Raw genomic sequence first — 12,651 nt, 5'->3', positions numbered from 1 at the left:
CGAAGACGCGGCTGCCATGGATGACACCCCAGAGATTGACGGCGAAGACCTTCTCCCACTGCTCGAGCGGGCCGAACAGGGCCGAACCACCCTGCACGCCGGCATTGTTCATCACCACATGGATATTGCCGAAGCGGGCGGCGACGTCATCGGCGAGGATTTTGATATCCTCGATCTTGCTGACATCGGTCGGGATGGCAGCCACGGCGTCGGCCCCGCGCGGCGAGAGCGCGGCAATCTCCTTCTCCGCCGCCAAAAGCTTGTCGCCGCCGAGATCGGCGAGCACCACGTTCAAGCCAAGTCCGGCAAACGCCTTCGCTGCGGCGAAACCGATGCCGGAAGCGGCGCCGGTGACGACGGCAGTGTTGCCGGATTTGAAGACGGGATGAAGAGCGCTCATGATTGCCGCCTTTCGAATGCTGAGGACACTGGTTCTAGCGCGACGGCCAACATAAGCAAGCCTCAAGATACCTGCGGCAATTGCGGAACTTCCGTAGTATTCCCACAAGGAGAATAGCGATGGTTTCAAGAGTTCCCGCCGCGGCTATATCCAAGAATTTCGGCGCTTATCAAGACAGTGCGCTGCGCGAGCCCGTCGTCATCACCAAGAACGGGCGGCCACGCACTGTCCTGATGGCGTATGAAGACTTCGTTCGGCTTTCGAAGCTGGAACGCACCGTCGAACTGACGAGCGCGTTGCCTGCGGGAGAATTGGCTGCCATCGAGAACTCCGAGATGGAAGACGGCCTCGAATATCTCGATCAGGAACTCGCGGCCGACGATGTTCCCCGATGAGATCAAGGTCGGCTACCTATTTCGATATTCCTACCTCTGGCACCGGCAATACCTGCAAGGCGTCGCGAAGCCGACAAGGACCGACCATGCCTCGTGCTCGCACTCGTTAAGACAGACGAGAAGGGCAGGTCGATTGTCCGTGTGCTGCCGATCACGCATCTTCCGCCGGGCAATCCGGCAGACGCGATCGAAATACCACGCGCGGTAAAGCAGCGGCTCCAACTTGACGACGAAAGATCTTGGATCGTTCTGACCGAAAGCAACCGTTTGTCTGGCCCGGACCTGACATCCGACCGCTCGATACCGAAAGCGGCTATTATGGCCCCTTGCCGCCCGCGCTCTTCACACAGGTGAAGCAGCGTTTCGTGACTCTGGCAAAGAAGGCCTCGCATATACCGGTTCCACGGGGAGCATGAGGGGATTCGCGATCCGACTGGGACTTGCAACTCCCGCCAATCGCGTTAAAAGACCGGCAATTCCAACCCTCTCAACGGATTGCTCATCATGGCGCTTCCCAAGGACGTGAAAAAGGTCGTGCTCGCCTATTCGGGCGGACTGGATACGTCGATCATCCTGAAATGGCTGCAGACCGAACTCGGTGCGGAGGTCGTCACCTTTACCGCCGACCTCGGCCAGGGTGAGGAACTGGAACCGGCGCGCAAGAAGGCCGAGATGCTTGGCATCAAGGAGATCTTCATCGAAGATGTGCGCGAGGAATTCGTCCGCGACTTCGTTTTCCCGATGTTCCGCGCCAATGCCGTCTATGAAGGCGTTTACCTGCTCGGCACCTCGATCGCGCGGCCGCTGATCTCCAAGCACCTGATCGAGATCGCCAGGAAGACCGGCGCCGACGCCATCGCGCACGGCGCGACCGGCAAGGGCAACGACCAGGTCCGCTTCGAGCTTTCGGCCTATGCACTGAACCCCGACATCAAGATCATCGCCCCCTGGCGCGACTGGTCGTTCAAGAGCCGCACCGACCTGCTCGACTTCGCCGAGAAGAACCAGATCCCCGTCGCCAAGGACAAGAAGGGCGAGGCGCCTTTCTCCGTCGATGCGAACCTCTTGCACTCCTCCTCCGAGGGCAAGGTGCTGGAAGACCCGAGCCGGGAAGCGCCCGAATATGTCCATATGCGCACGATTTCCCCGGAAGCTGCGCCCGACAAGGCGACCGTGATCAAGATCGGTTTCGAGAAGGGTGATGCCGTATCGATCGACGGCGTGCGCATGAGCCCGGCGACCCTGCTCGCCAAGCTCAACGACCTCGGCCGCGACAACGGCATCGGTCGCCTCGACCTCGTCGAGAACCGCTTCGTCGGCATGAAGTCGCGCGGCGTCTACGAGACCCCCGGCGGGACCATCCTGCTGGCCGCCCACCGCGGCATCGAGTCGATCACCCTCGACGGCGGCGCCATGCATCTGAAGGACGAGCTGGCGGTCAAATACGCCCACCTGATCTACAACGGCTTCTGGTTCTCGCCCGAGCGCGAGATGCTGCAGGCCGCCATCGACCATTCCCAGGCCAGGGTCTCGGGCACGGTTCGGGTCAAGCTCTACAAGGGCAACGCCACCGTCATCGGCCGCGAGAGCGCCAACAGCCTGTACGACCAGGAACTGGTCACGTTCGAAGACGGGGCCGTGGCCTACGACCAGAAGGACGCCGCCGGGTTCATCAAGCTCAACGCCCTGCGCCTGCGCGTGCTGGGCAAGCGCGATCAGCGCGGCGGCGACTGACGCCGGCAGACGGGGGCGGGGCGCCGAAAATGGCCTCGCCCTCGCCGCGGATTGGCGCCAACTTGCGGGCAGGAGCATGGGCTCCTTCGACCTGTCAGGAACCTTCTATGTCTCTTCGCATCATCCTCGCCGCCTCGGCCGTTCTCGCCTTCGCCGCGCCCGCCATCGCCCAGGACGCCCCGGCCGCGCCGCCGGCCGCCGAAGCCCCGTCCGCCGCCGAAGTGGCGATGGAGGCCCGGGGCGAGGCCTTCAAGGCCCGCATGGAGCTGATGCAGGGCGAACTCGAAACCGCCATCACCGGCGCCGGTTCGGACCAGGCCAGGGGCATGGCCGATGTCGACGCCATCCTGGCCCGCTACCAGCCGGACATCGACAGCTTCATCGCCGACTTCGAAACCTTCATCGACGCCGAGGCGGCGGCCGAGACGGACGAGGCCAAGCGCGCCGAAATGTCGGCGGCCAAGATGGGCGTCCGCGCCGCGCTCAGCGGCATCCCGGGCCAGATCCGCGCTGGCGCCCAGGCCGCGCTCTCGGCCCAGGCGACGGCTCCGGCCGCCCCCGCGGCCGCCCAGTAACCGTCCCGCGACAGGCGGCGGACGTTCGCGTCCGCCGCCTTACCGCGATTTCACTTGAGGCCTGACGGCGTTCGGCGGACTTTGCGCGAGTCCTTCAGGAGCCCCGCCATGATCAAGGCCCTTTCCCTCGCCGCCGCCCTCGCCCTGCTGCCCCTGTCCGCCGCCGTCGCCCAGGACGCGCGCGGTCCCTCCGAGGAGGCGATCGAAGCCGCGGCGGAAGCCTTCGAGGCCCGGATGGAATCGTTCGGCGAGCGCGCCGAGGCCATTTCCGAAGATGAGAGCCTCACCGAGGAGCAGCGCGACCTGCGCATCGCCTCGCTGTGGACCGAATATCAGCCGGACGTGAACGCCTTCACCGCCCTGGTGACGCAGCACGCCGCCGGCCTCGCCGCGGAGGCCCTGGCCGAGATCGACGTCGAGGCCATCGTCGCGGAAGCCCTGGCCGGCGTCGACGTCGGCGCCGTCACCACCCAGGCCCTGGCGAACGTCGACTTCGCCGCCCTGACCGCCGGGGCCATGGGCGAGGCCGGGGCGGCGGAAGAGATCCGCGGGGCCATGGCCGGCGCCCAGGGCATGGTGGTCAACGGCGCCTGGGCCTCCAACGACCCCGAACACATGGCCACCTACGGCCTGGTCGCCGACTACGCCGTCGGCGAGGCGCTGGATACGGTCGAGGCGGTCGAGGCCGCTCCGGAGACGCAAGCCGACGAGGACTGAGTTCCGGCTTGACCGGGGCCGCCGCTGACGCGACACGGCGGCCATGTCCGCCCTGCCCGTCGATCCGCAGCTCTATCTGACCTTTCTCGGGGTCATGGCCGTGATGGCGGCGACCCCGGGGCCGGCCAATCTGTTCTCGGTCGCCAACGGGGTGCAGCGCGGCCCGGCGGGGGCCCTCGCCGGCGTCGTCGGCATGAACGCCGCCACCCTCGTCTGGTTCGCCGCCGCGGCGCTGGGCCTCGGCGCCCTGGTGGTCGCCCTGCCGCAGCTGTTCCGGCTGATCTCCATCGCCGGCGCCCTCTATGTCGCCTGGCTGGGGCTCAACGCCCTCAGGGGCGCCTTCGCGACCGCCGCCGATCCGCACGCCCCGACGATCCGCCTCGGCCGCAGCGCCCTGCTGGACGGCTTCATGGTCCAGATCGCCAACCCCAAGATCGTCCTCTTCTTCAGCGCCGTCCTGCCGCCCTTCCTCGACGTCACCCGCCCGGCCGCGCCCCAGCTGGCCCTGTTCGCCCTCGCCACCGTCGGCATGGACGTGCTTTCCATGTCCGCCTACGGTCTGGGCGGGGCGGCGCTGGCCCGGCGCATGTCCGAGCCGCGTTTCAGGCGCGGTTTCGCCTTCGCCACCGGCCTTCTTCTGCTGGCGGCGTCGGTGCTTATTGTTTCGCGTTTATAAGGGCTTGTCCGGCGGCGGAACCGCGTTGTTCATGTGCCGTTCAGCAGCGAAGGCGTTTTCTGGGCGCCCAAGGAGAATTCAGATGAAGACTCGCGTCCTCAAGCCCGTCCTGCTCGCTGTGACGGCGGCGCTGGCCCTCTCGGCCTGCGCGACGGCGACTCCCTACGGCCCCGCCGGCCAGGGCAGCCGCTACGGCTATTCCGACATGCGGGTCGACGAGAACCGCTTCCGCGTCAGCTTCGCCGGCAATTCGGTGACCTCGCGCGAACAGGTCGAGATGGGCCTGCTGCTGCGCGCCGCCGAGGTGACGCTGGAGAGCGGGCACGACTGGTTCGCCACGGTCAATCGCGCCACCGACCGGGACGTGCGCTACCAGGCCTCGCCCGATCCCTTCTACTACGACCGGTACAGCCCGTTCTGGGGTCCGTCGTGGCGCTACTACCGCCGCGGCTACTGGAGCCCGTGGCGCGATCCGTTCGGCCCGGACCTCGATGTCCGCGAGATCGATCGTTACGAGGCCACCGCCGAGATCGTGGTCGGGAACGGACCCAAGCCCGCCGGCGACCCCAACGCCTTCGACGCCCGCGAAGTGGTCCAGAACCTCGGCCCCCGCGTGCCGCGGGCGATGTAGGACGAGGGATCAGGCAACGGGCGGCAGGCAACAGGGTCGACCGCGCTTGACGCCGGCCCGGACGCTCTGATCACGCCTGTTGCCTGTTGCCTGTTGCCTGTTGCCTGTTGCCTGCCGCCTGATCCCTACCCCAACCTCGGCGCCTTCAGCCGCCGCTTGTTCGCATGCGTCTGCGGCGCGGCGCCGAGGTCCTCGGGCAGTTCGCCCTTGAAGTAGAACCGCTGCCACGCCTCCCTGGCCGCGTCCGGATCGCCCGAGGCCAGCCGCTTGTTGAAGTCGGTTCGCTGACGGTTCCAGGCCTCGAACTGGCCCTTCATCACCGGATTGGAGTCCAGCGAACGGATCACCGGCTCGAAGGCCTCGGCCTTGCGGTGCTCGATCGGGGTGATGAAGCAGAACGGCTCGCCGCGCTCGAACTTGACCCGCCCCGGCCGGGTGAAGATCCAGTTCATGGTGAAGGGAAACGGCAGCCAGTCGGTCTCGATCAGCCCGGTCAGCGGCGCGATCCCGTCCTTGACGTGATTGGGCGCGCCCGAGGCCAGCAGGCCCCAGCCCGGCGGGGTGCGGAACAGATACTGCGGATGCATGGTCATCACCCCGCGCGAGAAATGCGAGGTGACGAAATGGTGCAGGTTAGGCGCGTGCCGGTCAGGCGTGATGACGATGTCGTTCTGGCTCGGCCCGCCGTTCCACTCGGCCGTGAAGCTCATCGGGCAGAGAATCTCCCAGCCGGTGGTGTTGGCCATGGTCAGCGGCAGGCAGCGATACGGATGCCGGCTGGGAAAGGCGTCCATCCAGTCGCGCGGCTGCCGGCCCGGGACCATGTCGCAGGGCTGGTCCGACATCGGGTAGCATTCCAGTTCCACGGCGGCGCTCCGGACGGTATCGAGGATGGTTCCCCTCACTAACTGCGCCCCATGATCGAACACAAGACGCCGCCTCCGCCCGCCTTCGACCGCGACCGCCTGCTGGCCTGGATGGCCGACAACGGCGTCGCGCAGACCACGGTCGACCACCCCGCCGTCTTCCGCGTCGAGGAAGGCCTCGAGCTCAAGGCCGCCATGCCCGGCGCCCACACCAAGAACCTGTTCCTCAAGGACAAGAAGGGCCGGCTGTGGCTGATCTCGGCCCGTCAGGACACGGTCATCGACCTGAAGCGCGCCGACAAATGGATCGGCTCGGCCCGCCTCAGTTTCGGCAATGAAACCCTGCTGTGGGAAACCCTCGGCGTCCGCCCCGGCTCGGTCACCGCGCTGGGCCTGATCAACGACGTCGACCGGCGCGTCACCTTCGTCCTCGACCAGGCCCTGTGGGACGCCGACATCGTCAACTTCCACCCCCTGACCAATACGGCGACGACGGCGCTGACGCAGGCGAACTTCCGGCGGTTCCTGGAGCTTATCGGGCGAGAGCCGATCGTGGTCGATTTCTCGACACTATCTTGAAGCCCCATACGGCGAAGCTTCAGCGGAGGGGACGATGAGGCGCTGGATTGGACTGGCATGGATGGCTGGCGGGGTACTCTTGGGCACCGTTCTGGCGGTCCTGATTACCGGCTTGATGGCTCTTCCATTTGGGCTCGGACGATCAACGGTGTTGCTGGATCATCTGCCCACCAGCGTGCTCGGCCGGGCTCTCTTCGGTCCCGCCTCCCCAAGCTTCGTGGCGGATTCCCGATCCCGGTGGGGCGGTGGTCCCTATCTGGAGTTCTACCCGAAGGCTGTGCCGGCAGGCGATACTCTCTGCCGAGTGTCAGTCCACACTGTCTTTCTGGGAAGTGAGAACCACCCGGCGCGACTCAATGTCGACGACCGTTACGGGCTTGAGAACATGGTGGGCTCGCACTGCTCAGATTTCCGGGACTTCGGAAATCTCTTCCAGTACGTCGGTTCCGGACGGCCGGAAGAAACCGTGACGATGCTGGAGGCCATCCGTCGCGACGCTCAGGACGGCGATACGAGCTTTGAAACACGCTGTACTGATCGAACGGGCAGCTGCGATCCATTCCCAACCCTGCGCACGCTGAATCCCCGACACATAGCGTGGATCGAACCCCTTCAATGGGAGGAGGGGAGCGGCGACCGGATTTTCATTCATGCGGACGGCGACCGAAAAAGGCCGCCCGGTCTCGAGCTCGCGATCCGTAGCAGGAGGTCCGGGCCGAGGGACGGGCTGGTCGTGCAGGAGGTCACTGTCGGAGGCGCTCTCAATCGCGGCGGCTGACTTTGGCCTGCTCTCCTGCTAGAGCGCCCGCGTCTCCCGACCTCCCCAGCACAGACCCGGATCGCCGCCATGCCCGCCGCTCCCGACTTTCCCCCCGCGCCCGACCGCGTGGCGCCGAAGCGCGCGCTGATCTCGCTGAGCGACAAGACCGGGCTGGAGGACGCGGCCCGCGCCCTGCACGACCTCGGCGTCGAACTGGTCTCGACCGGCGGCACCCGCGCCGCCATCGCCGGCTTCGGCCTGCCGGTGAAGGACGTCGCCGACCTGACCGGCTTCCCCGAGATGATGGACGGCCGGGTCAAGACCCTGCACCCGGTGGTGCACGGCGGCCTGCTGGGCGTGCGCGACGAACCCTCGCATGCGCAGGCCATGACCGAGCACAACATCGGCGGCATCGATATCGCCTGGATCGACCTCTATCCGTTCGAGGCCACCGTGGCCTCCGGGGGCGGCTTCGAGGCGGCGGTCGAGAACATCGACATCGGCGGCCCGGCCATGATCCGCTCGGCCTCGAAGAACCACGGCTACGTCGCCGTCTGCGTCGACAAGGCCGGGCTGGACGAGGTGCTCGACGCCCTGAAAGCCGACGGCGCGACCAGCCTTGAGCTGCGCAAACGCCTCGCCGCCCGCGCCTTCGCCCGCACCGCCGCCTATGACGCCGCCGTCTCCGGCTGGTTCGCGCAGCAGGTCGGCGACGTCGCCCCCGCCCGCAAGTCCATCGCCGGCGCCCTGGCCCAGACCCTGCGCTACGGCGAGAACCCGCACCAGAGCGGCGCCTTCTACCGCACCGGCGACGCGCGGCCCGGCGTCTCCAACGCCCGCCAGCTGCAGGGCAAGGAGCTGGGCTACAACAACATCGCCGACGCCGACGCGGCCTATGAGCTGGTCGCCGAATTCGAGGCCCCGGCCTGCGTCATCGTCAAACACGCCAACCCGTGCGGCGTGGCGGTCGGGAACGACCTCGCCGAGGCCTACGCCCGGGCGCTGGAATGCGACGCCGTCTCGGCCTTCGGCGGCGTCATCGCCGTCAACCGCACCCTGACGGGCGCCGATGCGAAACTGATCACCGACATCTTCACCGAGGTCGTCATCGCCCCCGGCGCGGATGAAGAGGCGCAGAGCATCTTCGCCGCCAAGAAGAACCTGCGCCTGCTGCTGACCGACGGCCTGCCCGATCCGCTGGCGGCCGGCGAGGTGTTCCGCTCGGTGGCTGGCGGCTTCCTCGTCCAGTCGCGCGACCGCAGCCGCATCGCCCCGTCCGACCTGAAGATCGTCACCCGCCGCCAGCCGACGCCGCAGGAGATCGAGGACATGCTGTTCGCCTTCACCGTGGCCAAGCACGTCAAGTCCAACGCCATCGTCTATGCGAAGGACGGCCAGACCGCCGGCATCGGCGCCGGCCAGATGAACCGCCGCGACTCGGCCCGCATCGCCGCCATCCGCGCCCGCGAAGCCGGCGAGGCCAAGGGCCTGGCCCATTCCCTGGCCCAGGGCAGCGCCTGCGCCTCCGAAGCCTTCTTCCCCTTCGCCGACGGCCTGCTCGAAGCCGTCGCCGCCGGCGCCACCGCCGTCATCCAGCCCGGCGGCTCCATCCGCGACGACGAGGTCATCGCCGCCGCCGACGAACAGGGCGTCGCCATGGCCTTCACCGGCGTGCGGGTCTTCCGGCACTGACACTTGGGGCGCTACCGCTCGCGACGCGGTCGCTCGCTGCTTGAGCGCGCCCTCTCCCCTTGCGGGAGAGGGAGATCTCGCCCGAGAGCGAGGCGATCGGCCGCGGGATCGGGTGAGGGGTCGCGCCAGCCCATCCATCCGCCGGCGCGACCCCTCATCCGTCGGTCCCGGCTCCGCCGGTCCCGCCACCTTCTCCCGCAAGGGGAGAAGGGCGAGATTCGTGCTGACTATTCCCGCCAGCCATCATAATTTCGCGGCCAAATCCCAGCGATTCCAGGCGCTTGCGAAATTCCCAGCGTCACGAACCCGCCTGAGGAAGCGGCGGCCCCATAATGCCGGCCGGTCTTTGACATCGCAGCTCTCCGCGCCCGCCGCCCAGGCCGGCGCCCGCCTCCACTCCGCCTCGGCCGATGCCGACTCTGCCGACTCTGACACACCGAATTCCGGCGCCGACGCTGCCGACTCCGCCAACCCGAATTTTCCGGTTTCACCCGGGTAAAACCCTCCGGCCCGATCCCGGCTTCCGCCGTGTCCGCCCTCGGCTATGGTGCAGCTATGGACACCCTCTCCCGACGCTGGGCCCGGCTCGAGCCCCACACCACCATGGTCGGCCCCGATGACGACCGGCCGCGCCCGGCGGTGCTGCTGTTCCACGGCTGCGGCGGCCTGCGCGGTCACCTGCCCAAATACGCCGAGGCCGCGAAACAGGCCGGCTGGCGCGCCTTCACCATCGATTCCTACGGCATGCGCGGCTGGAGCCGGGAGTTCGCCATGGCCACCGTCTGCACCGGCCTGCTGCTGCGCGGCCACGAGCGGGCAGGGGACATACTGGCGACCCTGCACGGGGTGTCCCGGCGCCCCGACGTCGACGCCTCGAAGATCGCCCTCGCCGGCTGGAGCCACGGCGGCTGGGGCATCATGGAGGCGATGAGCGCCGACCGCTCCCGCCCCGCCCTCGGCCTCGCCGACCCCGGAAACGTCAGCCTCGACGGCGTGATCGCGACGTATCTGGCCTACCCCTACGTCGGCTTCGCCGCCCTCAACCGCATGCGGCCGTGGCGGCACTGCCCAAAGACCCTGGCCGTCATCGCCCGCTCGGACCACCTGACCACGGTGCGCAACGCCGAGCGGGTCCACGACATGGTCCGCAACTGCGGCGCCGAGGTCGAGACCTGGATCGCCGACGGCACCCACAGCTTCGACGAGCCGATGACCGCCCCGCCGATGCGCTACGACCCCGACCTCAGCGACGAGGCCCTGCGCCGCTTCCGGGCCCTGCTCGACGATGTGGCGGTCGCGCCCGCCGCCTGATTGGTCTAGGGACCGCGCCATGACGACCCTCCTCTACGGCCGCCCGCCCGCCGTGTTCGATCCGCCCGGCGACGCCGTCCAGACCTCGCCCCTGATCCCCGGCTCGACCCCGCTCGAATCCGTGCCCGAAGGCTCGGCCGACGCCGTCATGATCTACGCCCCGCCCGGCGTACTGGAGCGGCGCCATACCCTGGCCCTCGCCCTGCGCGCGCTGAAGCCCGGCGGCCGCCTCGACGTCATGGCCCCCAAGGACAAGGGCGGCTCCCGTCTGAAGAAGGAGCTTCAGGCCTTCGGCCTCGAGATCGGCGAGAGCGCCAAGGCCCACCACCGCCGCTGCGTCGTCATCCGCCCGGACACGGTGACCGGGCTCGACGAGGCCATAGAGGCCGGCGCGCCGCGGCTCGTGGCCGGGCTGGAGGCCTGGTCCCAGCCCGGCGTCTTCGCCTGGGACCGCGTCGACGCCGGCACGATGGCGCTGGCCCAGGCCCTGCCGCCGCTCAAGGGCGCCGGCGCCGACCTCGGCTGCGGCTACGGGGCCCTCGCCACGGTGGTCCTTCGCTCCCCCGCCGTGACCTCGCTGCGCCTCATCGACCTCGATCGCCGCGCCGTCGAGGCCGCCCGCCGCAATGTCCAGGACCCGCGCGCCACCTTCGACTGGGCCGACGCCCGGACCGTCGAGGCCGCCGGCGACCTCGACTTCGTGGTCATGAACCCGCCCTTCCACGACGGCGGCGCCGAGGACCGCCGTCTCGGCCAGGCCTTCATCCGCCAGGCCGCGGCGATGCTGAAGAAGGGCGGCGTCCTGTGGCTCGTCGCCAACCGCCACCTGCCCTATGAGGCCGACATCGCCGCCGCCTTCAAACGCTCGCGGCCGGTCGCCGACCAGGGCGGCTACAAGGTGATCGAGGCGGTGAAGTGAGCAAGCCCGTGTCGATGCGGGTGGACCGCCTGCTCGGCTCCATGGGCTACGGCTCCCGCACCGAAATGGCCCGGCTCGGCAAGGCCGGCGGCATCGTCCTCGACGGCGTCGATCTGACCGACGTCTCGAAGCGCATCCCCGTCACCCCCGACCTGCCGTCCCGCATGCGGATCGACGGCGAACCCCTCGACCCGCCGCCGGGGCTGGTGCTGATGCTCAACAAGCCGCTGGGCATGACCTGTTCGCACAAGGAGGACGGGGCCCTGGTCTATGAGGTCCTGCCCGACCGCTGGCGCCGCCGCGACCCGGCCATCTCCACCATCGGCCGGCTCGACAAGCAGACCACCGGCCTGCTCCTGCTCACCGACGACGGCGACCTGCTGCACCGGGTCATCAGCCCCAAACGCCACGTCGCCAAGGTCTATCGCGCCACCCTGGCCCGACCGCTCGCCGGGACCGAACAGGCGCTGTTCGCCGCCGGCGGGCTGGTGCTGGAAGGCGAGGACAAGCCCCTCGCTCCCGCCGAACTGGAAGCCCTCTCGCCGACCGAGGCCCGCCTCACCGTCACCGAGGGCCGCTACCACATGGTCCGCCGCATGTTCGCCGCCGTCGGCAACCACGTCGAGACCCTCCACCGCGAGCGCATCGGCGGCCTCGCCCTCCCCGACGATCTGGCCCCGGGCGACTGGCGCCTGCTGGAACCGGGCGAGATCGACGCCATATTCGCCGCATGACCCTCGCCAAGATCTGCGGCCTGACCACGCCGGAAACGCTGGACGCGGCCCTCGCCGGAGGCGCGGCCTTCGTCGGGGCGGTGGTCTTCCCGAAGAGCCCGCGCCACATCGAACCGCTGCACGCCGCCACCCTGTTCGAGCGGGCGCGGCGCAAGGCGAAAATCGTGGCCGTGACCGTCGACGCCGACGACGCCCTGCTCACCGCGATCGCCCTGATCCTCAAGCCCGACCTGATCCAGCTGCACGGCTCGGAAACTCCCGCCAGCGCGGAGCGGGCGCGGGTCCTGACCGGCGCGGGGATCATCAAGGCCCTGCCGATACGCACGCACGAGGACTTCGCCGAAGCCGAGGCCTGGGAGCCGTTCGTCGACCACCTGATGTTCGACGCCAGGCCGCCCGAGGGGGCGCAGCTGCCTGGCGGGGTCGGGGCGCGCTTCGACTGGACCCTGCTGGCGGGCCGCGCCTTCCGCCGGCCGTGGTTCGTGGCCGGCGGCCTGACCCCGGACAACGTCGCCGGGGCGATCCGCATTTCCGGCGCGCCCATGGTCGATGTGTCCTCTGGCGTGGAAAGCGCGCCCGGTGTTAAGGAGCCTGCCCTGATCGCGGCTTTCCTCGAGGCGGCGCGGTCGGCCTGATTTCCGCCGCTCCCCCGCGCGAGACCT

Annotated in this window: 15 protein-coding genes; 13 read left to right on the top strand and 2 right to left on the bottom strand. The window is 68.7% G+C overall.

The features are described from left to right. Window positions 1-400: SDR family NAD(P)-dependent oxidoreductase (locus VEA62_RS01835; protein WP_324817646.1), on the bottom strand; the 400-nt coding region annotated here is incomplete at its 3' end. A gap of 119 nt (window positions 401-519) precedes the next feature. Here VEA62_RS01835 and VEA62_RS01830 point away from each other — a divergent pair. From VEA62_RS01830 to VEA62_RS01805, 6 genes are all read left to right on the top strand, one after another. Beyond that, entirely contained in the window at window positions 520-795 is a 276-nt protein-coding gene (locus tag VEA62_RS01830; protein ID WP_324817644.1) for a type II toxin-antitoxin system Phd/YefM family antitoxin, read from the top strand. 504 nt (window positions 796-1,299) lie between these two features. Then, window positions 1,300-2,529, top strand: a complete 1,230-nt coding sequence (locus VEA62_RS01825; protein WP_324817641.1) for an argininosuccinate synthase — start codon at window positions 1,300-1,302, stop codon at window positions 2,527-2,529. Between the two features lie 107 nt (window positions 2,530-2,636). Continuing rightward, complete coding sequence (locus VEA62_RS01820) at window positions 2,637-3,104, top strand: translation initiation factor IF-2 (RefSeq protein ID WP_324817638.1); 468 nt, start codon at window positions 2,637-2,639, stop codon at window positions 3,102-3,104. A gap of 108 nt (window positions 3,105-3,212) precedes the next feature. Further along, window positions 3,213-3,821: a hypothetical protein gene (locus VEA62_RS01815; RefSeq protein ID WP_324817636.1), complete on the top strand. Its 609-nt coding sequence runs from the start codon at window positions 3,213-3,215 to the stop codon at window positions 3,819-3,821. A gap of 43 nt (window positions 3,822-3,864) precedes the next feature. After that, window positions 3,865-4,497, top strand: a complete 633-nt coding sequence (locus VEA62_RS01810) for a LysE family translocator (protein WP_324817633.1) — start codon at window positions 3,865-3,867, stop codon at window positions 4,495-4,497. An 82-nt stretch (window positions 4,498-4,579) separates the two neighbouring features. After that, window positions 4,580-5,128, top strand: coding sequence for a CC0125/CC1285 family lipoprotein (locus tag VEA62_RS01805; protein ID WP_324817630.1), 549 nt, complete (start codon window positions 4,580-4,582; stop codon window positions 5,126-5,128). A 125-nt stretch (window positions 5,129-5,253) separates the two neighbouring features. On the opposite strand, the gene VEA62_RS01800 is transcribed toward VEA62_RS01805, so the two are convergent. After that, window positions 5,254-5,994, bottom strand: coding sequence for a DUF6065 family protein (locus VEA62_RS01800; RefSeq protein ID WP_324817649.1), 741 nt, complete (start codon window positions 5,992-5,994; stop codon window positions 5,254-5,256). Between the two features lie 51 nt (window positions 5,995-6,045). On the opposite strand from VEA62_RS01800, the gene VEA62_RS01795 reads away from it, so the two are divergent. The 7 genes from VEA62_RS01795 (at window position 6,046) to VEA62_RS01765 (ending at window position 12,624) form a co-directional block, all read left to right on the top strand. Beyond that, complete coding sequence (locus tag VEA62_RS01795) at window positions 6,046-6,573, top strand: prolyl-tRNA synthetase associated domain-containing protein (RefSeq protein ID WP_324817629.1); 528 nt, start codon at window positions 6,046-6,048, stop codon at window positions 6,571-6,573. A gap of 34 nt (window positions 6,574-6,607) precedes the next feature. Continuing rightward, entirely contained in the window at window positions 6,608-7,351 is a 744-nt protein-coding gene (locus VEA62_RS01790; protein ID WP_324817626.1) for a hypothetical protein, read from the top strand. A gap of 69 nt (window positions 7,352-7,420) precedes the next feature. Continuing rightward, window positions 7,421-9,025 (top strand): bifunctional phosphoribosylaminoimidazolecarboxamide formyltransferase/IMP cyclohydrolase, encoded by a 1,605-nt coding sequence (gene purH, locus VEA62_RS01785; RefSeq protein ID WP_324817623.1) that lies wholly within the window; start codon window positions 7,421-7,423, stop codon window positions 9,023-9,025. Between the two features lie 555 nt (window positions 9,026-9,580). Further along, window positions 9,581-10,336 (top strand): dienelactone hydrolase family protein, encoded by a 756-nt coding sequence (locus tag VEA62_RS01780; RefSeq protein WP_324817621.1) that lies wholly within the window; start codon window positions 9,581-9,583, stop codon window positions 10,334-10,336. Window positions 10,337-10,355: 19 nt separating this feature from the next. After that, the gene (locus tag VEA62_RS01775) at window positions 10,356-11,255 is read left to right on the top strand and encodes a class I SAM-dependent methyltransferase (protein WP_324817618.1); all 900 of its coding nucleotides are present in this window, start codon (window positions 10,356-10,358) and stop codon (window positions 11,253-11,255) included. A 14-nt stretch (window positions 11,256-11,269) separates the two neighbouring features. Beyond that, complete coding sequence (locus VEA62_RS01770) at window positions 11,270-11,989, top strand: pseudouridine synthase (RefSeq protein ID WP_414641784.1); 720 nt, start codon at window positions 11,270-11,272, stop codon at window positions 11,987-11,989. Beyond that, on the top strand, window positions 11,986-12,624 hold the full coding sequence (locus VEA62_RS01765; protein WP_324817614.1) for a phosphoribosylanthranilate isomerase: 639 nt from the start codon (window positions 11,986-11,988) through the stop codon (window positions 12,622-12,624). The genes VEA62_RS01770 and VEA62_RS01765 overlap by 4 nt, the downstream gene beginning before the upstream one ends. Window positions 12,625-12,651 lie beyond the last annotated feature (27 nt).

This window comes from Brevundimonas sp., assembly GCF_035627475.1.
Taxonomy (GTDB): domain Bacteria; phylum Pseudomonadota; class Alphaproteobacteria; order Caulobacterales; family Caulobacteraceae; genus Brevundimonas.
The sequence above is the reverse complement of the archived record's forward strand: the minus strand, read 5'-3'. Positions and strand labels throughout refer to the sequence as shown.

Bases quoted from the DNA above. Each gene is read 5' to 3' on its own strand.
- VEA62_RS01830 (WP_324817644.1), top strand. From the start codon at position 520: ATGGTTTCAAGAGTTCCCGCCGCGGCTATATCCAAGAATTTCGGCGCT.
- VEA62_RS01825 (WP_324817641.1), top strand. From the start codon at position 1,300: ATGGCGCTTCCCAAGGACGTGAAAAAGGTCGTGCTCGCCTATTCGGGC.
- VEA62_RS01820 (WP_324817638.1), top strand. From the start codon at position 2,637: ATGTCTCTTCGCATCATCCTCGCCGCCTCGGCCGTTCTCGCCTTCGCC.
- VEA62_RS01815 (WP_324817636.1), top strand. From the start codon at position 3,213: ATGATCAAGGCCCTTTCCCTCGCCGCCGCCCTCGCCCTGCTGCCCCTG.
- VEA62_RS01810 (WP_324817633.1), top strand. From the start codon at position 3,865: ATGTCCGCCCTGCCCGTCGATCCGCAGCTCTATCTGACCTTTCTCGGG.
- VEA62_RS01805 (WP_324817630.1), top strand. From the start codon at position 4,580: ATGAAGACTCGCGTCCTCAAGCCCGTCCTGCTCGCTGTGACGGCGGCG.
- VEA62_RS01795 (WP_324817629.1), top strand. From the start codon at position 6,046: ATGATCGAACACAAGACGCCGCCTCCGCCCGCCTTCGACCGCGACCGC.
- VEA62_RS01790 (WP_324817626.1), top strand. From the start codon at position 6,608: ATGAGGCGCTGGATTGGACTGGCATGGATGGCTGGCGGGGTACTCTTG.
- purH (WP_324817623.1), top strand. From the start codon at position 7,421: ATGCCCGCCGCTCCCGACTTTCCCCCCGCGCCCGACCGCGTGGCGCCG.
- VEA62_RS01780 (WP_324817621.1), top strand. From the start codon at position 9,581: ATGGACACCCTCTCCCGACGCTGGGCCCGGCTCGAGCCCCACACCACC.
- VEA62_RS01775 (WP_324817618.1), top strand. From the start codon at position 10,356: ATGACGACCCTCCTCTACGGCCGCCCGCCCGCCGTGTTCGATCCGCCC.
- VEA62_RS01770 (WP_414641784.1), top strand. From the start codon at position 11,270: ATGCGGGTGGACCGCCTGCTCGGCTCCATGGGCTACGGCTCCCGCACC.
- VEA62_RS01765 (WP_324817614.1), top strand. From the start codon at position 11,986: ATGACCCTCGCCAAGATCTGCGGCCTGACCACGCCGGAAACGCTGGAC.